19 protein-coding genes are annotated in these 23123 nt (G+C 33.6%); 14 read left to right on the top strand and 5 right to left on the bottom strand.

All coding sequences use genetic code 11. From position 1 onward, the window contains the following. Positions 1-43 precede the first annotated feature (43 nt). Genes tssO through ACFSR1_RS00310 form a run of 5 tightly spaced genes read right to left on the bottom strand, consistent with a single transcriptional unit; the run spans position 44 to position 5068 of the window. Positions 44-562, bottom strand: a complete 519-nt coding sequence (gene tssO, locus ACFSR1_RS00290) for a type VI secretion system TssO (protein WP_378288478.1) — start codon at positions 560-562, stop codon at positions 44-46. Between the two features lie 27 nt (positions 563-589). Continuing rightward, on the bottom strand, positions 590-1747 hold the full coding sequence (locus tag ACFSR1_RS00295) for a hypothetical protein (RefSeq protein WP_378288480.1): 1158 nt from the start codon (positions 1745-1747) through the stop codon (positions 590-592). Positions 1748-1779: 32 nt separating this feature from the next. Then, entirely contained in the window at positions 1780-2769 is a 990-nt protein-coding gene (locus tag ACFSR1_RS00300) for a PKD domain-containing protein (protein ID WP_378288481.1), read from the bottom strand. Positions 2770-2792: 23 nt separating this feature from the next. Then, positions 2793-4628: a type VI secretion system baseplate subunit TssF gene (locus ACFSR1_RS00305; protein WP_378288483.1), complete on the bottom strand. Its 1836-nt coding sequence runs from the start codon at positions 4626-4628 to the stop codon at positions 2793-2795. 8 nt (positions 4629-4636) lie between these two features. Next, on the bottom strand, positions 4637-5068 hold the full coding sequence (locus ACFSR1_RS00310) for a GPW/gp25 family protein (protein ID WP_378288485.1): 432 nt from the start codon (positions 5066-5068) through the stop codon (positions 4637-4639). A 201-nt stretch (positions 5069-5269) separates the two neighbouring features. On the opposite strand from ACFSR1_RS00310, the gene ACFSR1_RS00315 reads away from it, so the two are divergent. The 14 genes from ACFSR1_RS00315 to ACFSR1_RS00380 all read left to right on the top strand — a co-directional run bounded on the left by ACFSR1_RS00315 (position 5270) and on the right by ACFSR1_RS00380 (position 23122). Further along, positions 5270-5893 (top strand): C40 family peptidase, encoded by a 624-nt coding sequence (locus tag ACFSR1_RS00315; protein ID WP_378288487.1) that lies wholly within the window; start codon positions 5270-5272, stop codon positions 5891-5893. A gap of 31 nt (positions 5894-5924) precedes the next feature. Beyond that, positions 5925-6848, top strand: coding sequence for a hypothetical protein (locus tag ACFSR1_RS00320; protein WP_378288489.1), 924 nt, complete (start codon positions 5925-5927; stop codon positions 6846-6848). Then, complete coding sequence (locus ACFSR1_RS00325; protein ID WP_378288490.1) at positions 6845-7720, top strand: TssN family type VI secretion system protein; 876 nt, start codon at positions 6845-6847, stop codon at positions 7718-7720. The genes ACFSR1_RS00320 and ACFSR1_RS00325 overlap by 4 nt, the downstream gene beginning before the upstream one ends. Before the next feature lie 255 nt (positions 7721-7975). Then, positions 7976-8362 (top strand): type VI secretion system tube protein TssD, encoded by a 387-nt coding sequence (tssD, locus tag ACFSR1_RS00330; protein ID WP_378288492.1) that lies wholly within the window; start codon positions 7976-7978, stop codon positions 8360-8362. A 144-nt stretch (positions 8363-8506) separates the two neighbouring features. Continuing rightward, entirely contained in the window at positions 8507-8902 is a 396-nt protein-coding gene (gene tssD, locus ACFSR1_RS00335; RefSeq protein ID WP_378288494.1) for a type VI secretion system tube protein TssD, read from the top strand. A gap of 424 nt (positions 8903-9326) precedes the next feature. After that, positions 9327-11111 (top strand): type VI secretion system Vgr family protein, encoded by a 1785-nt coding sequence (locus ACFSR1_RS00340; RefSeq protein WP_378288495.1) that lies wholly within the window; start codon positions 9327-9329, stop codon positions 11109-11111. Between the two features lie 49 nt (positions 11112-11160). Further along, the gene (locus tag ACFSR1_RS00345) at positions 11161-12639 is read left to right on the top strand and encodes a T6SS phospholipase effector Tle1-like catalytic domain-containing protein (protein ID WP_378288497.1); all 1479 of its coding nucleotides are present in this window, start codon (positions 11161-11163) and stop codon (positions 12637-12639) included. A 91-nt stretch (positions 12640-12730) separates the two neighbouring features. Then, on the top strand, positions 12731-13705 hold the full coding sequence (locus ACFSR1_RS00350; protein ID WP_378288499.1) for a DUF2931 family protein: 975 nt from the start codon (positions 12731-12733) through the stop codon (positions 13703-13705). Positions 13706-13723: 18 nt separating this feature from the next. Then, positions 13724-14611 carry a hypothetical protein gene (locus ACFSR1_RS00355; RefSeq protein WP_378288501.1) on the top strand — a complete coding sequence of 296 codons (888 nt, stop codon included), beginning with the start codon at positions 13724-13726 and terminating at the stop codon, positions 14609-14611. Continuing rightward, positions 14604-15281, top strand: a complete 678-nt coding sequence (locus tag ACFSR1_RS00360) for a DUF4280 domain-containing protein (RefSeq protein WP_378288503.1) — start codon at positions 14604-14606, stop codon at positions 15279-15281. The genes ACFSR1_RS00355 and ACFSR1_RS00360 overlap by 8 nt, the downstream gene beginning before the upstream one ends. 14 nt (positions 15282-15295) lie before the next feature. Continuing rightward, positions 15296-18451 (top strand): toxin VasX, encoded by a 3156-nt coding sequence (locus ACFSR1_RS00365; RefSeq protein ID WP_378288505.1) that lies wholly within the window; start codon positions 15296-15298, stop codon positions 18449-18451. Then, positions 18439-19431 carry a hypothetical protein gene (locus tag ACFSR1_RS00370; RefSeq protein WP_378288506.1) on the top strand — a complete coding sequence of 331 codons (993 nt, stop codon included), beginning with the start codon at positions 18439-18441 and terminating at the stop codon, positions 19429-19431. Before ACFSR1_RS00365 ends, ACFSR1_RS00370 begins: the two co-directional genes overlap by 13 nt. Before the next feature lie 99 nt (positions 19432-19530). Further along, on the top strand, positions 19531-20520 hold the full coding sequence (locus ACFSR1_RS00375) for a hypothetical protein (protein WP_378288508.1): 990 nt from the start codon (positions 19531-19533) through the stop codon (positions 20518-20520). Positions 20521-21334: 814 nt separating this feature from the next. Further along, entirely contained in the window at positions 21335-23122 is a 1788-nt protein-coding gene (locus ACFSR1_RS00380) for a type VI secretion system Vgr family protein (protein WP_378288510.1), read from the top strand. The last annotated feature ends 1 nt before the right edge of the window (position 23123 follow it).

A 23123-nucleotide genomic window follows, 5' to 3' on the forward strand; every position in this document is an offset into this window, starting at 1 on the left:
ATATTTCACAGAGAATTACTACTTATAGAGAGTAGTCTAAATACTACCTACATCTAGCTCTCACTAAATCTAAATCACTCTGAGTTCTTTCTAATCGCTCTCTTGTCTCACGTAATGCCGTTTTATATTCTTCTAGTTTTTCGAACTCTTTCTTTTGTTTAGCAAGTAATGCTTTCATTTCTTTAATTTGCCTATAAGAGCTGACTATATTAACATACATTTTATATCTGTAAGTCGTATCATTGGGATCAATCGTTTCACTTAGATCCCCAATTTCTGATTCTAAAGATCTATTGATATAATACAAATCTTCTTCTTTTCCTGGTCTGTTAAGCGAGTCAATCAATTTTTCTATTTTAAACATCCCTTTGGAAAAATCCTTTTGAAATCTCACATCTCCTTCAACAGCAGATAAATTTTCTCTCAGTACTTTATTGTCCCATAAAGGAACTCGATCAAAATCGAAAAAGAATGCCGTAACAATTAAAGCGACTGTAAATAAAAATAACAAGGCAAATTTTAAAATACTATTTCTTCTTTCTTTACTGTTCTTTGGTTTCATTTTTGTAAATTATATTATTAACACACATTAATCTAATAAGAAACTGCGTCTATTTTTAACATCTGGTTTTGCGATAACTTCTTCCTTAACAAAGATATTAGAATCTGATTTTTTTCCAATATAATCAAGCTCGTTTAATTTCTTAAACAATGAAAGCATCAATTTGGTAAAACTTGACACATTATGCAAAGCTTTATTTATATCAGTATGTTGATATTCTAAATCCATCATTTCTACCAATACATTCTCAAACGCACCTTGATTTAGATCACACCAATCCGAAAGATAATTTAATAGCTCTTCTTTTCCGGTTCCAACATAAACATCCATGTTATTTTTTATAACTCTGGCTAGCGCCATTAGTTTTGTAATCATGGTAACCGGTGGAAGATGTCTATCATACAATCTAAACTCTGGTAACATTCCTCCTAAATACTGTAATGTATTCTGAGTTAAGGTTAACACCATGGTAGCTAATTCATTAGATTGCTTTTTTTGATATATTTTCTGAATTATATTCATAGAATATTTTTCAACAGCGTTGAAAAATGTATGAATTTCTGTATAGATATATCGAAGATCCTGATGACTTTGAATAGAAACACAAGGAGGAATAAAATCTTCTGCTAAGGATGCTACACCATCAGTAAATTCAATTTTACCAATAGTAATATGATGTTTTCCAAATTCTTCTTCATTAGCTTCAGTCGTATTGATAACGTGTAAACTATATTCTGGCAATACAAATGGATGTCTTGGCGGTTCTTCTTCGGGATCTGCATCACCTACGGGAACTCTCCCATACGGGTCCACACTAAGCACAATATAACATTCTTCTTCAGTACTATTGATCTTATACTCGGTATTAATAATGCTTCCTATTTGTTCTAATGTAGAAGATATTTCTGGAGTAATATTAATTATGTATCCTCCTTTAGTAACCGCCCTACATCTATTTAACTGAACCTTTATAGTATCTTGACCGTCCATAGAAAAAACCATATCTACCGCATCATCACCTACTAAATCCGGCAACAATCCATAATTAATTCCATTGATATCTTTAGAACCTATAAGTTGCGAAAAATTCGTGTACGCATTGTCAGCTTCAATAAAGTGATTTTTATTGATCTTCATACCATCAATCCAGTTGACACGATGATGATTTTTATTCTTTAATTCCATCTTTTTAAAATATACTTTTATTGATCATTTAACTAAAAGAGACTTGTCTTCTTATAATCAACTACAATGTTCTTTATACAGTTGTTTTTTTCGTGTGTTAACTCTAATTCTTTTATCTTAATACCTCTTCCTTTGATTTTTTCACAAAACTCAATAAAGGTGGTACGTTTTCTGTTAACGATAATTGGTAGATCAAGATTTCCACATAGATAATCCCTAAAATCTTTTACACTTGCTTTTTTGGTCGATACCAGAATCAATTTAGCTTTAAAGGAATCATTACTGATAAAGGGTGCTTTAAACTCATCTTTGGGATCCTCTCCGATTGGGTCTTCTCCAATTGGATCAACAGGAATTGTAGAGACATCTCTAACTACCGTTTCATCTCTTTTAATTTTTTCTTCCTTTTTAGGTAAGACCTCTATGGTTTGTGTTGTCGCATATTTAAGCTCTCCATTCACTATTAAAGTAATTGTCTTCTTACCTTCAGTGTTATAAACATACTCTGGATTTTTTTCTTTGGATGTACCACCCAAAGCATCTTCAAAATTCCATTCCCAAGTTCTTGCATTAAGTGTATTATCTTCTACTTTCAGTTTTTCTCCAACCCTAATCCTTGGGGTAAGAATTTTAAACTTAGCTTTCTTAAGCGGATCTAAGACTTCTTTTTTCTCCAGAACAGTAATTTTCTGCATTTTAGGACATTTCCCATTAACAATTAATGAAACGTTATACTCCCCTGGTTTTTTATAGGTGTGATACGGTTTTCTTCTCGTATCAATAGCGGTACTATCACCAAAATCCCATTTCCACTCTAGTGCTCCTACTGTTTTATCTTCAAATTCAATAGACTCATCTACCCTCACTTCTTTATCCTTGAACGAAAAATCCACAATCATACAAGGAGTATAGTTAACATACTTAAATGCAAAAACCGTTGCTGTCACCAATATTGTTATAATAAAAAACAATATTACACTTTTGTCCAAATGATAATTTGTTTTGTTACTTGATGTTTTCATTACTATTTGTTTTCAAAATATAATTATTCAATTACTGTAATCTTATACGGAAAAACATTCAGAGATTGTTGTTCCAAAATAGACATAATGTTACTCTTCAAAGAATTCCACTCATCAGAAGAAGTAGTTTCTTTTTCATTTGCAAAAAGCATCACCTCGATACAAGGTATAAGCCCTTTAGAGATATGGATATCTGTCTTAAATCCTTTAGACACTTTTACTTCTTTTACTTTATTACTACACAACTCGTAACAAAGAGCTTTTACATCTTCTCTAGTTACTATTCGGTTTCTGGATAAAAGCGCTCTGCGATATGCATTAAGTCTTTCTTCCATCCCTAAGTTATTCTTACCCTGAAATGTAGAAGTCAAAAATAAGCTTCCTTTTTGTTTCAGATCGCTTCCCTGATAAATACTCAGTGAGTTACCCGATTTAATCTGATTGGCATCCTCTCCATTTGTTACCCAATACTCTACCAGTAGTGTATCCTTCTTCTTGTAAGGTTTTACCGAAACATAATTGGTTTCCTCTGAAGACTTTTTCATATCAGACACTTTCTTCTCCAAAAGTGATATGTTCTGATTAAGCTCATTTATATTAGACTGTAAAAAATCATTTCCAAAAAATGAAAATGAAGCACTTTCGTCTTTTAACAACTCTATTAAATGTAATAAGTATTCTCTCGCTTTTCTATAATCTAATTTACTAACATTATCTCTTCGGATTACATAAGTTCCTTTATCATCCATAGATGAATCATTTTCTCGTAACCTATACTCTTTTCCCGATGTATTAGAAATCGATTTTATATCCAGAAATAATTCTTGGGTACTTATGGGCACAATATCAATGTAATCTTTAAGCTGATAAGAAATACTTTCCCATTTTCTATTCAATGCCGGAAAAGCATTGAATGTACAATAAACACTTTCCAAAATAGTATCATCTATTATTCTGGGAAACTCAATCTTTATCCAATTAAAATCAACTAATTCTTCAAGATCTTTCCCATTTATAAAGTTAGAAAATTCTTCTGGTATTTTGGCCTTTGTATGTAATGAAATATTAGATTTGATAGAAATAAAGTGCTTTTTATAAAGCTTCTTTACCTGTTCTTCAATATTTCTTGTTTTGTTAGGTTTATAATTAAATATGGACTCCAGGTTAATTCGTCTGGATACATTACTGTTAAAATAACCTGATGAAACATCAAAGGGCTTACCTTCAAAATAAAAGGTTGCATTTTTTAGATGATGATAAAAAAGCTCATTTTCCTGCACATCCAACAGTTCAAAATAAAAAGAAACATCTTTTAAGGATATTTTATCATGATCAGATTTTACCCCAAGATATAATGTGGAAGGAGGCAATAAACCACCTTTGTTCATGGATAATGAACTGATCGTTTTTCTCTTTCCTTCTAATTCATACATCTTATTGCCGCATATCATCCGGCTAATGGAAGCATCAATAAGTTGACTCTCCTGAATTGGAGAGAAGTATATATTTTTTAATTCATTACTCGCATTTTTTGTCTTTACCCTTTTCTTGTAGTACAATAGATGCTCTGGAGTAAGAGTCGTCTTTTTTTCGATTGGATCTGTATAAATAATTCCGTGTGCCGGGCGCGATCCATATAATGTTTCTGGAGTCATTAACTGAATCAAACGCTCTGTTATTCGAGTTTGAGAATTATCAATTTCACTTGAAATTTTTTCTATTTCTGAGGCACAAGCCGCAATAAGAAGAGATACAACGGGATCAAAAGAGCTTTCTATTTCATTTGGGGAAACTCCCCAAAGTGAAGCCGCCTTTTTAATCATTCTGTTCTTAATCTGAACCTTATTTTCTACACCCATAAACCCTTTTAAAATGAAAGCGGAGCTATATAAAACCTTTCTAGGCAGGAGAATTGCTCATTAGTTCTACTAACTACACCATTCACCTTTATATCTACACGTTTCTTAATTCTATTTAAACTCCCTCTGTTCTTGAACTCTTCTTGTTGTATCGCCACTTCTACAGTAACCTTTTTCAACCTTTTTTCCTGAGAAACGATACTCTCTACCAAAGATTCGGAAATTGTATTTCTTAATTTATTCGTACTTGTAAGATTATCAAAATCCACATTCCAAATAGAGCAACCAAATGATTCGTCAAAAGTACACTCCCCAAAATATGAAGTAGTAATCAAATGAATATAACCGACTATCGATTGTTTTAGATCACAACTCTCAACCTCCTGATTTTTAACAATTTTAAAAGTATCCAGCGGTAATTTATAATAAGAAGTAACCATATATGATAATTTGTGCGCTTTAAATAACCCTATTTCAAATGCAATTTAATAAAGATTTTATTTATCAGCACCTCATAATTCAAGAAAGTAACCAAAAAAATGCTAATCTCTTATTTTCTTATTTTATTTTAGTGTTATCACCGCATGAAGACTAGAAAATAACCATAAGTTTTTTATATTTGTGTAAATTTTATCTTTAACATGGGTACACTTTATAAAACAATAATTTTATTTGTTATTATTGTTGGGGCAATGAGTTGCGGAGGCGCAAAAAAGGCAGAACAAGAGGCATTAGCCCAAGCAAGGAGAGATTCTATTGCATTGGCTAAACAGAATGCTATATTACCAATTCAGAAAAAATACGGGGCCATTCTTGGAGTTCCTCCAAAAGAAATTGATAATATCGCCCTTTTCGAATTTATAGACGATTGGATGAATGCCCCTTATAAACTTGGTGGTAATACTAAACAAGGAATTGATTGTTCATATTTCACTCAGTATATTTTTCACGATGTGTATGGTAATTTAATTGAGCGTACTGCTCAGAAACAATTTGATGCACCTGATACTAATAAATTTAAAGGACTACATAATCTGAAACAGGGAGATTTGATCTTTTTTAATAATAGAGGGTCAGAGTTTCGTGAAATTACTCACGTAGGATTCTATCTTGGCAATGATAGATTTGTTCATTCTACTTCTAGAAAGGGAAATTCTGGAGGAAATGGAGTGCAAATTAGTAACCTACAAAAACAACCTTGGAAAAGAATGTTTGTCGCTGGAGGAAAAAAGCCTAAATTTAACAACAATACCACAGAAAATTAAACCAAGTAACATTCCTTACACCAACTAACGAATGAGCGACAACCAAGTACAAGAAGTTTATCAGGAACTAATCAGTACTTATCAAAATCTAAAAGCCGAAATTTTTGTTACAGAGATTTTGGAAAATTCGGATTTAGATTTAACTGATATAGATATCTTTAATCAAAGTACGTTTTCCAGATCATACAGGAGAGATGTCATTAATTTCAAGGTTGATTCTTATTCTGCCAACACAGATAAGTTACAGTTTAATTTAGCAAGAAATGGTCTTTACGACACCTTGCCTGAGGGGCTTTTTCATGAACCCGTTAAAGCCAAAAGCAATCTATCTTATACAGAACTACACCAAAAACAGAAAAAACAAGAAAAGGATGCTCGTTCGTTTTTCGCACCTTTGGAAAATGAGTTCTTTACCCAAAAAGTAAGCATAGAAAAAAACGAAAGAAAATTAATCAACGAGTTTACCAATTTAAAGACAGATTTTCTTTTGAAGTTTTGGAATTTAGACCCTGAAATTCCATCAGACTATAGCATAAAACTTTTACAATTGCTACCCTATGTTCACAAAATATCCGGAGAAATTGAGCTTACTGCTTTGAGCCTGGAAAAAATTATAAATGAGAAGGTTACGATTGAAAAGAAATACCACACAGCGGACAAAAACATTAACAACTTATCTTCGCAACAACAACTGGGAGTCGATCTCGTGTTAGAACTGAAAGAAACCGTTATATCTTATCCCTGTTGGGAAATTACCATAGGTCCCGTAAGTGATAAAAATATTGACAAATATATAGTGAGTGGTATTTCTAAAAAATTTATTACTATCTTTTGTGACTATTTTATCCCTATGGAAATAGATACAAAAATTAATGTAACATATTCGAGTAAAGAAGAAACATTTGTATTACATGAGACTAACAGTCCCAGAATGGGTCTAACAACTATGATATGAGTTTGATATTACAATCTGCAGCACTAAATGCTGATTTTTTTAAGGTGGGAATAATACTATTAGCCGTTAGCGTTATATTAATGGGATTTGTTGCCGGACTAAAGAAACTTTTTGTTAAAAACAAAAAGAAGTTCTTCCTATATATGCTGGTGGTTCTTTTATTATTTGCCGCAACAGCTTTATTAAGTAATGAGAAGGTTCTTAATGATGTTCCTTTAAACAACTTTATTGGATTTCAGGTCATTTTTGTGCTTTTAGGATCCCTGCATGTGTATACAATGCGTAAGTTTTTCCCTAATTTATTAGACGACAATCCAACTCGTTTCTGGCCAGAATTCTTATATACGATTGTTACCATATTTGTAGGCTTGATTACTTTTCTTTTAGTTGTTGGTATTTACAAACCAGAATACAAATATATATTTGCTGCATCTGCTATTTGTTTTCTTATTCCTCTTATGATCGTAAAACTATATGAATTTGCAGTTTCTATACCGGTTCCTATATATAAGAAGTGGTTCTACCCGATCGATAAAAAAATGAAAGATCCTAAAGATGAAGAGTTAGCAAATCCTCTAGTAATTTCTTTTGAGTTCAACAAAGGAGAGAGTATAGAAGAACTCAGTAACTTTAGATTAAAAGCCCCTGAAAAAATGGAGTTCGGTAAGCTTTTCTATTTCTTTATTAATGATTATAACGATCGACACCCTGAGGGAGAAATCGAGTTTCTTGATGATAAAAACAATCCATATGGATGGATTTTCTACACCAAACCTAATTGGATGGGGATGCAGTCACATATTGACTACACAAGAACTATTGAAGGAAATAACATTAAAGAAAATGATGTGATTATTTGCAAAAGAGCATAAAAAATAATTGTTAAAATTTTGTTAAAAAAAGATCTCAAATTACTCGTTGAGATCTTTTTTTTGTTAGATAAACTTCACGACGAAGTGCAAATTCCCTGAAAACCGTGTAGTCCTTTTCTTTCTCAATTCACTGATTTTCGTCATGTTATCTAAAAGACAAGGGTAACACTTTATATTATTTTAGTATCTTTACAGTGTACAAGTTACATTTATTATTATACTTTATTATTATTATTAATCTAAAAATTATTTATTATGTCTTTTAAAGCAAAATTAAAAGTTGGTGGAAAAGAGTACAACGTTTTGAGTTGTAACTATGGTTTATCTCAAGAAACTGACGCAACAGGTCGTCCTTCTTCTGTTACAAGAGGAGGTATGGTAACTATTGAGGTTGAATCAACTGCAGACACTAGTTTATCTGACTGGATGTTCAATAACTTCGAAATGAGAAGCGGTTCAATTGTTTTTCTAAAAAGAGATACTGAAGCAACAGCCAAAGAACTAAAATTCACTGATGCTTACGCAGTAAAATATGTTGAAAATTTTGATAATGTTGGAAAAAATCCAATGACTGAAAGGTTAACAATTTCTGCAAGAGAAATCTCCGTAGGAAACGGTGAGCACATCAATGAGTGGGTATAATCCCTTTTCATTGAAATAAGATTATATTTTAAAGGGAGTGGTTTTTCACTCCCTTTCTTATCTTAAATCATCATTTCCTCTTATTTACATATTGTAAACAATAATGGATTTGATAAGTAGTTATTCATATTAAAATTATTACTTATGTCATTTTTAGCAAAACTAGATCTTGATGGGGAAGAGATAAATATTTTGGATTGCTCTTTCACCTTCAGACAAGACACAGATTATACAGGCAGACCTTGTGCAAAGCCACAAGGAGGGCAAGTTAGTTTATTAATAGAATCCACAGCAAAAACCGACTTCCTGGATTGGTCTATATCTCCGACAATAACCAAAAGCTGTAAAATTACTTTTTTTAGAAGAGACAATATGTCTAGTCTTAAAAATGTAGAAATTAAAGATGCTTATTGTATCGAATATACAGAACACTTTAACGCAGAAAACTCTAAACCTTTACAAGTACACTTGGTGTTATCTGCAAAAGAAATCTCGATTAAAGGAACTACATTTACTAACAATTGGCCTTCCAAGGCATAAACTGTTGATTGATTATAGTGGTGTAACACTAGTGAGAAGTAAATGGTTTTCATAAAGCACCTGATCTTTATAAAGGTTTATTAATAGTTGTAATAAGTAGACTGTTTACCAAAATGTAGTGTTTAAAAGATCCGTAGGGCTTTATTTCGGAGTACATCTCAGATCTCTAATCAATGTTACTTTATTAGAGCATTTATAAAAGTTTATGTTAAGAATTAAATACTTTTAGTACTAAAGCATCTTTTTTTTAAACTACATCCTTGATTCTTGCGTTATCTTTTTACAAACAAAAAATGCAACCTGTTACCTCAAAAAAAATAACAGGTATTATTAGTTGCCAGCACAAAAGTGGTAACTTTATAAAAACTGAGTAAAATAGGTTATCGACTACTAGCGAGCGATACAATACATAAAATAAAAACGTATGGCATTACAATCTAAAACACAAATATTTATTGGAGGAACTCTAATAAATGCTTACAAACGATTAATGCTACATCAGGAAATTGATGCGCACCATATATTAGAATTAGTTTGTAGGATGGATGTCCTCGAGAACATAACCGGAGATATCGCATCACAAACAAAAAATTATCTAGGAGAGATTATTACTGTTCAAATATCATCAATTGGTGATTTTTCTGGTTATAAAGAATTTGAATTCAAAGGAGTGGTTACTTCCGTGAATAGTACTATGGGATTCCACCAACAAAATGGTGACTTGGTCACTATAAAAGCTCATAGTTGTAGTGTCATTGCTGATGATGGACCACATTATAATTCTTTTAATGATGTAGACTTGGCTACTATTTTAGATGAAACCTTTAAAAGATATGATCAATCTAAACTAGAGACTATTTTTAGTCCTGCCGGTATGGAGAACATTCATTATAGTGTACAGAACAAGGAAAGTGCATTTGAATATGCCAGTAGATTAGCGGCACAATACAGCGAGTGGTTTTATTACGATGGAAATGCTCTTGTATTTGGAAAACCAGAAGATCAAGAAGAAGTTACACTTACCTATGGGCATGATCTACAGGAATTTTCGTTAGATCTTAAACCTTCATCAAATAGTTATAAGTACTTCACCAATGATTACCTTACTGATGGGCAACACGAAAAAGCCACCAGTGAAATAAGTTCGGGAGTAAATGGATATAATGGGTTTACAAGCAATAAAGGAGATGAACTTTTTCCTAATGAAACTAATGTCTACCTAAACTCCTATAACGATCCTTCTCTAAAACAAAGATTAGACACCCACGTAGAACAACAGAAAAAAGCAGAAGAACTAAAACAAGTAGTATTTAAAGGATCGAGTGATAACCCTGGTGTAAAAATCGGTCAGGTAGTGTCCATTAAAGGAGATAAAGCAAGTTATGGAAGTTTTAGGGTTACTAAGGTTATCCATACCAATACAGAAAACGGAAGGTATCAAAATAGATTCGAAGGAGTTACAGCAGATTTAGATGTATATCCAAACACAAATCTGATGGCGTTTCCAAAAAGCGAAACTCAGGTGGCTATTGTGAAAGAAAATAGTGATCCGGACGGAATCGGAAGAATCCGTGTACAGTTTCCTTGGCAAAAAGATACTGGGGAGTTAACACCTTGGTTACGTATAGTGACACCTCATGCTGGTGGCGAAAAAGGATTTCATTTTATTCCGGAAATTGACGAAGAAGTGCTTATTGGTTTCGAAGGTGGTAATGCCGAAAGACCTTATGTTTTAGGCACACTATATACAGGTGGTGCTAACCCGGCAAGCTGGAACACGCAGAATAATGATGTAAAAGCACTTCGTACTCGCAGTGGACATACAGTAGAATTGAATGATGCTGATGGCTCGGAATTTATAATGATCACAGATAAAAACAAAAATATAATTCATATAGATACTGCCAATAATGACATTACCATTTCTGCTGGAGAAAACATGACGTTGAATGCTAAGAATATGCAAATCAATGTAGATGAAAATTTAGATATATCTGTAGGTAAGAATAAAAACGAAACGATTTCGGAAGATTATTTCATAAGTGCCACCAACGAAGATCGTCAAATTGGAGAAACGATCAAGGTGATTAGTAGTGAATACAAACAGGAAGCTCAAGAAATCACTACCGATGCCAGCGGAGAGATAAAAACAAACGCGGGCGGCAAAATTACAATTGCCAGTGCAGAAACTGTGGAGTATGGAGAATAAAAGCATTTAGGAAGTTATTTTTTAAAGTTTGCTATAATTAATAAGATTTATGGGAAGTATTGGGTTGACAGCGACATCATCAGGAGCACAAGAGACTAGTAAAAATGTACTTAGCGGAGTAAATGTACAAACTGCTCCCGTTCATGTTGGTAATGCTGAATATGACGAGTTAACTCCGGAAGACTCTGCTGATATAATAGTCGGTATTTTTTTTGATGGAACTTTAAATAATCGAGCCAACACCAGAGCAAGGCTTGAATATACTAATAAAACTAACCGTCAACCATATGATAGAAATTCTGCTGACGGATATACAAATTGGATTGGTATTAAAAGAACGGGGAGTTATGATAATGATTACTCTAATGTATCCAGAATGGAACCTGCCTATGAAAAAATAAATGAAGAAAAAAAACATCAACTTTCTATTTATATAGAAGGCATCGGAACGGAAGATCACGAAGGAGACAGTACCTGGGGGAAAAGCATGGGAAAAGGTGCGACAGGAGTTAAAGGAAAAGTAAAAAAAGGATGTGAGGAAATTGCTAAACTAATTAATGAGTTAGGAGTTGAGAAAATAAATAGTATTCAGATTGATGCTTATGGTTTTAGCCGAGGAGCTGCTGCTGCAAGAAATTTTGTTTTTGAAATTAATCAAAGAAAAGGAGATCGAAAAGAGATTCTAATGGATGGATTGTATCAGTATACAGGGCAACTATACCAGGAAGATGGGGGCGTTTTAGGGGAAAAATTAAAAGAACTTGGCCTAGAAACCCGGCTCAAACCTCAAGCTAGATTTGTGGGATTATATGATACTGTAGCGTCTTTTGGAGCATATCACCAAAATGATGTTAGACAACTCAATTTGGATGCAATAAAAAAAGCTCGCTTCACATTTCAGTTGGCAGCTAATGACGAACATAGAAGTAATTTTATGTTAACCAAAATCGGTAGTGCCAGAGGAAAAGAAAAATATCTTCCCGGAGTACATTCAGATATTGGCGGAGGATATACCGATGAATATAATGAAGAAGTTACTCTGGATTATGGAGGATATTTACCTACATTAGAAGAAGAACGTACCAGACTAATTGAACAAGGATGGTATTTACCACTTCAAATTTGGGTAGATGAGTTTTGGGGAACCCTAAAAGCTGAAAGAACAGGAATCTCTAATGAATATAGCTACATCCCTTTACATATTATGGTAGAATACTCCATAAAGAAAAAATTGGAGTACGATATGGGCCTCATTGAAAGTGATTATCCTATTATTGATGATTCTGAAAAGAGGGTTAAACTTACCGAAGTAAAAAAACGTTTGGATCAGTATGTAAACGATCAAAATAGTGAACTTGGATTCGACAATGCCCAAGATGAAGAAATGCTAAAAGCATTACGTAACGAATATTTCCACTTCTCTGCACACTATAATGATCGAGTACTAGGAGTTGTGCCTCCTATGAAACCTAATAGAGAAAATGGTGTAAGAACGAGAGGAACACTAGAAGGGAATTTAAATGACTAGAGGATATTTTTTATTTTTAACACTAACCTTGATTTACCTGAATTCTTGTAAAAATTCAGATAAAATTAATATACCAGAAACTGGATCTATAATGACAACTACCCAAAAAGATAAGAAATACGAGTGGCTACCAACGGAATGTGCTCCAGAAATATATCCCGTTAGAATTAAAGAAGGATATTTTATTATGGAAGACGGAAGCTCGATAGAAATACCTAGTGGTGGCAGAACTGTTCATAATGGATGGGGACAAATAGGATCTACCTATATAGTTGGAGATGATCTTAAACCAATACCCCGAAAATTAAAAATCACTTGGATTTCTTATGCTGAAAACAAGTTTTATAGTGGTGATTTTGACCTACCCTCAGAAGAAATCCAACGATTTTTTGAAAAAGGCTTTCTTGACCGAAGAAATAAACAAGAAAACTATTCTAGAATAGTGGTTGGAATGGCTCCTGGAGGGATTGTATCTATTTGGCTATTAGGAGCAGGTTCAACTGTAGAAATAGGACAATATCTCGCCAAAGAAATCAACATGGAAATTAATGATTTATCACCGAACACAACTTTGGATAGAGAAACCTATGTAGCCAATAGAATCAATAGTCTAAAAGAAGATAAGCTCAAAAAATTAAAAGAAGTTGGTATCAGAACTGATATCTGGAAAACATACAGGAAACGTTACTCTTGGAAACCGGTTTATAATTTTAACAGCCAAGCAGAAGCAACCAAAACTCTTGTTGATTTTTTTAATGGAGAAAGCATACATACGTTTAGCAAAAATCCATTGTTAACATCTTTTCAGGAATTTGCGGTTCCAAAATATACCCGATTTTATTGGATGGATAAAAACAAAAACGAATTTGGAAGTAAAATATATTTTGATGAAAAGGAAATGTATGAAACTTTTGATAAAATCTTTGCAAATCCTAAAGTTAAACAAGCTGTTTTAAATTTTGAAGTAGATAAATACAATAGTAATATAAAAGTATTTATTGAAAGTGACGTTGAACGTTTAGAGTTAAAAAAAGCAACGATAAAAGTATATGAAGCTTCTAATTAACAGTATTCTATAAAAATAATGCAACGTGCCCTATCCCATACCAGCCAAATTATAAAACTCAATGGAGAAAGAATTACGCGCACATATACTGCAGAAGTTATAAACCTTATTGAACAAGGCAAAAATAAATCTCATTCTGGAGTAGCTATAGAATTTGACCTTACATTTTATGGAATGGATCAGGATGGACTGTTAAATTTCCGAATGGAGGTTCAGAAACGGTTTTTACTCAATGAAAAATTCAGTATCATCCGCAAAGTAGATAAAGCTCAACATATAGCGCTCAAAGTTGCAAGCATTAATGATGTCTTAGAATTTAGAGCAGATAAAACCTTCAAACTAAACAAAGTACTTAACACGAACGAAATTAGACAGAAATGGAGAGATGTTAAGATTGATTTGTTAGAAGAATATCCGGATTTGCTAAAAATGGCAAGCGATTTTGACTGGCAACTGCAAGAAGACAATATTCAGCAAGTGTTTTTAGATGATAACTTTTATCAATTCTTTTTTGCAAATATTTTCTATCAAGAGTTTGAAAATAAAAAACCAATCCAACAATCCAAAGTGGTATCTAATGCATTAGGTACTATTAACATCCCGATTGTAGAACAAAAAATTATCAATAATCAGGATGTTGGATTTACCAAGGTAGTAATTGCGTCTGATGCAGAAATGGATATAGATCATAAAAAGTTTCCGTTGGCGAAACTAAACGGTTTCCTCGGAAAGTTACCTACCAATTCGGGTGACAAACATACCTTGGATTTCGAATATAAAGGAACATATAAAGTAAAACCTCAATACGGTTTGGTAACAAAAGGAAAGTTAGAATATACCTTTGAGGTAAAAGATTTATATAAAAAAACAACTACCATAACCTTTAATTTAGAAAAAGATGAGTAGTAAAATATATGTATTAGATGGTGCATTATTACAATGTAATCAAGGTTTTGTGCCAGCTAAGCTTTTGGTGACACAAAATCAAAAGGTAAAGATTCAAGGTAAATTTAAGGCAACCGATATGGACAATCAGGTGCCTGCTACCTTTGGCCAGTGTAAACTAAAACCAACGAGTGGAGGATATTTACCATGTATACCAGCTTTGCAGAAGTGGACAAAAACTACTAAGACTGCTACTTTAGGAGGTAGTAAAAAATTCTTATACGAAGATTCCGAGTGTATGTGCGCCACAGGTGGTAAAGTGACCATTATGCAGCCTATGCAAATCAATACTGCAGGAAGTGCCTCAGAGAAATTTAAAGAGATCGCCATGACCATTCCGGGTGCGATGATGGGCAATGACAAGGCCCCAAAAGTTGTGGAAAGTTACTGGATGGATGAAGCCGGAAAAGAAAAAATTGATCGAATCAATTATGGAGAGAAAGCGACCATCTTTGTAATGACAGAAAATATGGATCCCGGGAAGAGTTTGAAAGTTAATGTATCTGAAAAAGAAGGAAAACAAATCGATGGAAAAAAAGATCAACTGGTATACTCAGGAACTGTAAAAGCTGATGGTACAGCAGAATTAAAACTTCTGGAAACAGAAGAAGACTGGAATAAAGAAAAATAAACTTCTATAGAATTATGGGTGGCAGAACAAGAGAATTATCATTGCAAATAGAAGCTGAAGGAAGAACTTTTGATTTTAGCGACCAAACATTGGTCTTAGAATGTAAAGCCGAACCTAATATCAAACTTCATTTTTTAAGATTTGGTAAAGTATTAGATGAACCAAAAAAAAGCCATCTACAAGCCAAAGTAAAAACTGAAGCAGGAAAACCTCGAAAAGATGAAAACGGTAATATCATCCTAGAAGAAGTTATCATTTCAGATCCTAAATTAGAAAATTTCTACACTGTACATACCGGTTTAAATCCCGGATATGTATACATTATTGACGAAAATAAACCTGATCAACCGATAGAATTTGAAGTTGATGAATTCGGTAATTTTAAGTCAGTTTCTTGGAAAAAGGGTGAAGAAGGTTTTCCGGATATTCGAGTTACCGATGGAAAAAATAACAATAATGGATATTATGAAGCTGAGTACGAAGCTGTAGTCTGGGCTGCCTACTCTCCTATTCAATGGACAAAAGCTTATTATGACTCCCTGACTAGTGATGCATCTAAGCGCAAGGAACGAATGACGCAAATACAAGCTAGCGGATTTCCATTAGAAACCAACCAAAGTACTACGAACCATATTCCATATACTGGTATCACCGCATATTTTTCTTCAGAAAACAAAAACCTTTGTCGTAGTATACAACAAAAAATAGATACGATTCAAAGAATCGAAGAAAAGAGACAACAAAACCGAGACAAAAACCCTAACCACCAGGAACCAGAAATAATGACAGATATGTTTGTTACTTTGGATGATCCTATTGGGAATGCTAATGAAATTGCTGATAAATTAGCAATCGAAATCATTAGACATCGTGCTATTTTGGAATCTATACAAACAGCATCCGATGTAAACGGGATACATAAGAGAATGTTATCTCGTGGGCTTCCTGGAAAGTTGTATGGTGAAAAAGAACAAATAAACGCCATGTTTAACCTTGCACTCACTACCTATCAATTAGTCTATAATAGTGAGGATATGATTGATGACTATGATGGAGGGAAAATTAGAAGATTCCGTGGAATTTACAAACCAAAATTGTTAGCAGTTCTTGGTGTTGAAGAACGAAAAGAACAAAGAAAAAAAATAAATAGTTATAGAGATGATCTTGGAGCTTTTCTTAGCGCTGGTTCATACAAAGACGCTTATGTAGATTATCTGGAAGGATCTGTTCTTAATATTCTTGACGGTAAATACACCATCATGCAACATATTAGGCTGCTAGCTATTAATCCGCATGATATAGATCGTACCTTAGATCTGAAAAATGAATATGAAAAGAATAACAAGTGGGATGCTTTGATAGAAGATTCTTTAAAAGAGGGAGATGACTTTTCTTATAAAGCGGTTCTGAACAAAGAAGCAACACTTGATAAAGATTTAGTAAAACAAGGTGTAGATGTTTCTAACAAAATGGCTGATTTTGCTATTGCCAGTTTAGAAGCTTATGCCAAATTTGCCTTAGAAGATGTTGTAAAAGTTGAATCCTATATCCAACTTAAAAAAGTACCAGTTCAGGGTAGGTATAAATTAACGTTGAACCGAATGAACACCATCAACCTAAAAACCAAAGGACCCGATGGTGGTAAAGTAAAATTATATCAGGTTAGTGCCAAAGAAATTGTAGAAACCTTAGGGGACGAAGGAATGAAATTAGATTCTTCTAAAGATATTTTCGGTTTTTATAGAGGAAAAAATAAAGATGTTGTAAGATTTAAGACAAACACACCAGAGATTGTACTGGTAGAACTAGAGTCTACTAGAGGAAATCATGTTTTTGACGTCCCTGTTATCGAGGAAGTAGAAAGAGAAATTAAGCAATATCGAAATATCACAACAAAACAGCCTACCAAATTAGCAAATCGTGTGGGTGCATTTGTAAATGGCACCCCCTTTAGGGGAGTTGTGGCTTTACTTCAAATATTGAATGTAACAGCAGCTTATGATTCCCTTTCTGATGAGGTAAATAAAAAAGATAAGAGTACAGAAGACATTATGAAAGCACGAACTGCTCTTGCTGGAGTAGGCTCAGAACTTGTAGCTGCAACAGGATACTTTTCAAAATCCGTTTTTTCTAAGACAGCCAGTGAAGGAACTTTAAGGTTTATAGGAAAATGGGCATTAAGAGCGGAAATTGCTGGAAGTGGTATCACTGTGATTATTTGTGGTTGGGAAGCTGTACAGAGTTATGGTAGAAGAGATCAGGATGCGATGTGGGCTTGGATTGGAGCAGCAGCAGCTTTTTCAGTTACGACCGCTGTTGCAGCTTCAGGAACTGTTGCTGCACTTTTAGGACCTGTAGGATGGATTGCTGCGGGGATCGGTGTTGGTTTGGTCATCCTAGCATATTATTTAAAAGATTCTCCTCTGGAAACATATTTTAAACATTTTGCCTTTAGCGATGAAAAAGCACTAGACAAAAAATCAGGGGAACTTACCTGGGAATACAACCAACGCTTTTATGATAACAGAGTAGCACTGATAGGAGACCTAGATAACGAATATCAAAATTATACGGACTTTAAATTAGCTGCGGCGGAGCTTACTGACTTAATCGTTTGTGCGGATATCCGACTAACTCCCGGTGAAGTAATTAATAAAAAAGAAGAATACATCCAATCATATAGCAGACACTCCGTAGGTACCACCATTAAAGAAGGGGATATTAAAGATTTCACGGCATCCATAAGTTTCCGTCAATTTTTTACAGATCCGAGTCAATTATGTTATGAAGTATATTATTACCAAAACGGGGTGCGTAATGGTAGCGGTATCAAACTAGATATCAACGCCGCGGTAACCCGAAAAAAAGGCACCAAAGAAAAACCACCACAGGCTGTCATCAATTTTGAAATACCGGATCAATATCTAGTAGGCGATAATAAAAATAGTCAGGTATTACTGATATGCTATCTGGATATTGGCGAAGGTAAATACTATCCAAATCGATATAATGGTTCAGAAAGATATATAGGTGTTATTGGTGGTGTCAATGAACTAAAATCCCAAACGATTGGCAGTGTGAGTGTTACCAACATGAATCATACCTATCATAGTAATGTACGAGTAAATACACTAGATAACCTTAAGTCAGGAAACGCGTGGAAAAAGTAAGTTCTTCAAAATCAAAATGGGATAATTTAAAAAAATTTCTTAAAGGTCATTTAAATACAGAAATATCTATTAAACCTTCAGATGTTCATCAAAAATTGGTGAGCAAAAAAATTTATAAAAAAGTTAATGAAAATAAAATCGTTTCCGTAAGCGATGCCCAAAGCTCACCTCAAGGACTAATTATTATTCCTTTGGTTATATTCTTGTTTCTTTATTTTTTAGGCCCTGATGATATGTTTTCTAGCTCTGCTGGTTTATACATATCTATAGGTTTGATTTCCTTGGTAATATTAGGTATAATCTATTATTTTACCATTCCTGATAAAGATATTATACTTAATAGGAACGAAGGAAAAATCACTGTCCCTGGTTTTATGTGGAAAAAAGGATTTTCTATGGATTTTGATAGAGCACGTTTTGGATGGGTTGGAACCGGCGGTGCATCTGGAAACTTAGATATGATCTTAGCGGTAAAACATCCGGATTATGTATTAAAAGGATCAAAACTATATGGACACATAACAAAATTTGATGAATTATTATCATTCTATGTATGGTATATGGATAAAAACAGGCCATTACCTCCTGGTTCAGCTTTTGATCCTTATAGAGAAAAAGATTTTCTGAGACGCAAAGCCGAAGGATTTCCTCCGCCTCTTTACAAAAGTTATATTCCAACTCCCGAAGCTACTCTGGATCAGCAGGCAGAACGAGAACAATACTGGACAGACGAACAATACACCGAAAAATTTGAAAGAGAAGAAGGTTCAGAATGGTATGATCCACAAGTCCATAAGGATTGGGAGGAAACTTCTTTCTATGAACCTAACACAAAAATCCCGGTTGCAAATACATACGTTAAATTTATTTTCAATGACGGAAGCATTATATATTCCCAAACAAATGAAGATGGAAGTCTGTATGAACCATCAGAAAGTGAAGACTTTGAAATGCAGTTTATAAATATCAAGAAATCATAGTCCTCTTTAACTTGTCAGTATGAGCGCTACCAATATGAACCATACCTATCATAGCAACGTACGAGTAAATACGTTGGACAACCTAAAATCAGGGAATGCGTGGAAAAAGTAAATCCAAAAACCTCCAGATTACAAAAGTTTAAAAAAATTTTTGACAATAAGCTAAGGCATCAAATAGAAAATTCACCACCCGATGTCATAAAAAAATATATACATGGATCACTATTTAAACATTTAGATGACAGTAAAGTAATTATTTGCAGCCAAGCACAAGGTAGTCCATTGGGGATTGTTTTTCTTGCTCTATTTATTTTTTTGTTTTTAGGTTTTTTGAAAGGTTTTAAAGAAATGTTTCTATTTCCAGGTAGTATTTTCAGTATAATATGTTCATTATTAATTCTATTCGGCATTATTTACAAATTTACAATACCTACTAAAGAGATTATATTAAATCGTGAAACAGGAATGTTTACATTTCCTGGTTATATGTGGAGAAGAGAAGCAACCCTTCCTTTTCAAGAATTAATCGTTGGCTGGTTTGGGGCTGGTGGAGTAACTGGAAACCTTCAAATGGAATTGGTATGTCGGCACCCAAAAGAATGGAAAAAGGGTGCAAGATTGTATGGGCATTCTAACTTGTATTATGAAAATTGGTCTTTCTATGTGTGGTATATGGACAAAAATAGACCATTACCACCAGGTGATGCTTTTGATCCTTATAGAGAAAAAGATTTTTTAAGACGAAAAGCTGAGGGCTTCCCTCCGCCTCTTTACAAAAGTTATATTCCAACTCCCGAAGCTACTCTGGATCAGCAGGCAGAACGAGAACAATACTGGACAGACGAACAATACACCGAAAAATTCGAACGAGAAGAAGGATCCGAGTGGTATGATCCTGAAATACACACTGATTGGGAGGAGACTTGGTTTTATGAACCTAATACTAACATTCCGGTAGCAAATCGATATGTAAAATTTGTGTTTAAAGACAGGCGTATCATATATTCTAAATCTAAAGAAGATGGAAGTCTGTATGAACCACCAGAAAGTGAAGACTTTGAAATGCAGTTTATAAACATTAAAAAATAATGTTTTGATGATTGCTAATTTTTTAAACCAAAAAATAACAACTTACAGAAAAATCTTTTTCTTCATCTTAATAGGATTTTTAGTCTTACGATTTTGCAACAAAATTATTGAAAATAGTAGATACGATAGAGATAAAACATTAACTTATATAAAGAAAATATATCCTAAATCTGAAAATTTCCTTTCAAAATATAATCATTATAGATAATGATCTAAAATATAGTGGTGGTTGTACTTCTTCCTATTATTACGAACAGGCAAACACATATATTAGTAATGGAAAGCTCAGATTAGAACCTAATTATAGCTTGCTTTATGTATTATTTCCTACTCTCATTGTAATATGTGTGTCCTATCCTCAAATAAAGAATATAAGATTGTTAGAAATAAGAAAAAGTGTATACAAAAAGAACTGAGTTAGGACTTTCTATATATAAAATCTTTAATACTAAATGCAAATTCCTACCGCATATTCATAAAACATTTCCCCATATTTAGGTAACAATTATATTAACACGTGTATCTAAGGTTGATTACTCTAAAAAACAAAGGGGAAAACAACCCATTTTAATGTAAGAAAACGTAAAAATAACGTTGGTAACTATAACGCTTTTAAAAAATTAAGTATTTTTATAATAGATTAGTTAGGTATTATTTTTGATAGTTTTTAAATAATTTGAATAATCGTATTCTTCCCCCAAATCGTTCGGATTATTTTAGATTGTTAACTATATATACAAATGGTACACTAAAGTATATTTATATATAGAATTTCATTATAAGAATACTCTATAAAACTGAAAATAAACAAATCATGGCGCTGCAATCAAACACACAAATTTTCATAGGAGGATCTCCGATCGAAGCTTATAAAAGATTAATGCTTCATCAAGAAATTGATGCCCATCACGTGCTGGAACTCTTATGCCGAATGGATGTATTAGAAAATATAGCAGGAGAAATTGCTTCAGAAAGCAAAAATTATCTCGGTGAAATTCTAACAGTCAAAGTTTCCTCTCTTGATACCGCGAATGGATATAAAGAATTAGAATTCAAAGGGATCGTAACATCGGTAAGCAACACCAAAGGATTTCATCAGCAAAGTGGAGATATGGTTTCTATAAAAGCCCACAGCTGTAGCATTATAACTGATGATGGACCGCATTACGACTCTCATAGTGATGTAGGACTCTCTGATATACTAGATAAAACATTTCAGGGATACGATAAATCCAAACTAGAAACAAATTTTAAACCTCAAAACTCAGAAAGTCTTCATTATAGTGTACAACATAATGAAAGCGCTTTTGAATACGCCAGTAGATTAGCTGCTCAATATAGCGAATGGTTCTATTATGATGGAAGTAAACTGGTATTCGGAAAACCTGAGGATGACGAACCTACAGAACTCAATTATGGTCATGATTTGCAGGAATTCTCTTTAAATCTGCAACCTACCCCCAATAATTTTAAATATTTCACCAATGACTACTTAACCGATGAGCAGCACGAGATGGCTACAGCTCAGGTAAGCTCTGGTGTCAATGGGTTTAATGGATTCACCAGTGAGAAAAGCGAAGCCATCTTTGCAAAAGAAACGAGTGTATATGTTAATTCCTATTATGATCCTCAGTTAAAAAAACGATTGGATAAACACGTAGAACAACAAAAAAAGGCTACAGAAATAAGACAGGTTCAGATTCAGGGAGTAAGCGATAATCCGGGAGTAAATTTAGGTCAGGTAGTTAAAATAAAAGGAGAAAAATCTGATTATGGAAGCTTTAGAGTCATAAGCGTTTCGCATTCATCCACAGAAAATGGAAAGTATCAAAATCGTTTTGTAGCTCTCACTGCAGATCTGGATGTTTATCCAAATACAAATATGATGGCATTTCCAAAGAGTGAATCACAGGTAGCAACCGTTATGGATAATGCAGATCCGGATGGTATGAGCCGAATCAAAGTTCAGTTCCCTTGGCAAAAAGCTAGTGGAGAAGAAACTCCTTGGCTTCGTGTATTAACTCCTCATGCCGGAGGAGGAAAAGGTTTTCAGTTTACTCCAGAAAAAGATGAAGAAGTTATTGTAGGTTTTGAAGGCGGTAATGCAGAAAGGCCTTATGTAATGGGAGCACTTTTTACGGGTGGAAGCAATGCCGGTGATTGGAAAACCGAAAAAAATGATATCAAAGCTATCAAAACTCGAGGAGGCCATACATTATCTTTCTCAGATGAAGACGGAAAAGAAACCATTACGATTACTGATAAGAATGGCAACTCAATAATTCTAGATACTTCTAAAAAAGAAATCAATATAAGTGCGCCGGAAAAAATTAATTTTTCATCCAAAGAAATTAATATCAATGCTTCAGAAACAGTTAATATAGACGGCACTAATAATGTAAATGTCAAATCGAAAGAAATTCTGAATGATGGAAGTGCAAAAGTTACCGTAAACAGTGGCGCTAAAGTAGAAATTGGTGCTCCAAGTACATTGGTAGAAGGAAAAGCAGAGTTAAAGCTTACCAGTAAAGGAATGACCGATATCGATGGTACGGCTATGACAAATGTAAAAGGAGGATTATTAAACCTTAACTGTGGGTAAT

This window comes from Aquimarina rubra (assembly GCF_042684305.1).
In the GTDB taxonomy this organism is placed as follows: Bacteria; Bacteroidota; Bacteroidia; order Flavobacteriales; family Flavobacteriaceae; genus Aquimarina; species Aquimarina rubra.

Excerpts from the sequence above, each read along its gene's own strand:
- tssO (WP_378288478.1), bottom strand. The coding sequence starts at position 562 with ATGAAACCAAAGAACAGTAAAGAAAGAAGAAATAGTATTTTAAAATTT.
- ACFSR1_RS00295 (WP_378288480.1), bottom strand. The coding sequence starts at position 1,747 with ATGGAATTAAAGAATAAAAATCATCATCGTGTCAACTGGATTGATGGT.
- ACFSR1_RS00300 (WP_378288481.1), bottom strand. The coding sequence starts at position 2,769 with ATGAAAACATCAAGTAACAAAACAAATTATCATTTGGACAAAAGTGTA.
- ACFSR1_RS00305 (WP_378288483.1), bottom strand. The coding sequence starts at position 4,628 with ATGGGTGTAGAAAATAAGGTTCAGATTAAGAACAGAATGATTAAAAAG.
- ACFSR1_RS00310 (WP_378288485.1), bottom strand. The coding sequence starts at position 5,068 with ATGGTTACTTCTTATTATAAATTACCGCTGGATACTTTTAAAATTGTT.
- ACFSR1_RS00315 (WP_378288487.1), top strand. The coding sequence starts at position 5,270 with ATGGGTACACTTTATAAAACAATAATTTTATTTGTTATTATTGTTGGG.
- ACFSR1_RS00320 (WP_378288489.1), top strand. The coding sequence starts at position 5,925 with ATGAGCGACAACCAAGTACAAGAAGTTTATCAGGAACTAATCAGTACT.
- ACFSR1_RS00325 (WP_378288490.1), top strand. The coding sequence starts at position 6,845 with ATGAGTTTGATATTACAATCTGCAGCACTAAATGCTGATTTTTTTAAG.
- tssD (WP_378288492.1), top strand. The coding sequence starts at position 7,976 with ATGTCTTTTAAAGCAAAATTAAAAGTTGGTGGAAAAGAGTACAACGTT.
- tssD (WP_378288494.1), top strand. The coding sequence starts at position 8,507 with ATGTCATTTTTAGCAAAACTAGATCTTGATGGGGAAGAGATAAATATT.
- ACFSR1_RS00340 (WP_378288495.1), top strand. The coding sequence starts at position 9,327 with ATGGCATTACAATCTAAAACACAAATATTTATTGGAGGAACTCTAATA.
- ACFSR1_RS00345 (WP_378288497.1), top strand. The coding sequence starts at position 11,161 with ATGGGAAGTATTGGGTTGACAGCGACATCATCAGGAGCACAAGAGACT.
- ACFSR1_RS00350 (WP_378288499.1), top strand. The coding sequence starts at position 12,731 with ATGACAACTACCCAAAAAGATAAGAAATACGAGTGGCTACCAACGGAA.
- ACFSR1_RS00355 (WP_378288501.1), top strand. The coding sequence starts at position 13,724 with ATGCAACGTGCCCTATCCCATACCAGCCAAATTATAAAACTCAATGGA.
- ACFSR1_RS00360 (WP_378288503.1), top strand. The coding sequence starts at position 14,604 with ATGAGTAGTAAAATATATGTATTAGATGGTGCATTATTACAATGTAAT.
- ACFSR1_RS00365 (WP_378288505.1), top strand. The coding sequence starts at position 15,296 with ATGGGTGGCAGAACAAGAGAATTATCATTGCAAATAGAAGCTGAAGGA.
- ACFSR1_RS00380 (WP_378288510.1), top strand. The coding sequence starts at position 21,335 with ATGGCGCTGCAATCAAACACACAAATTTTCATAGGAGGATCTCCGATC.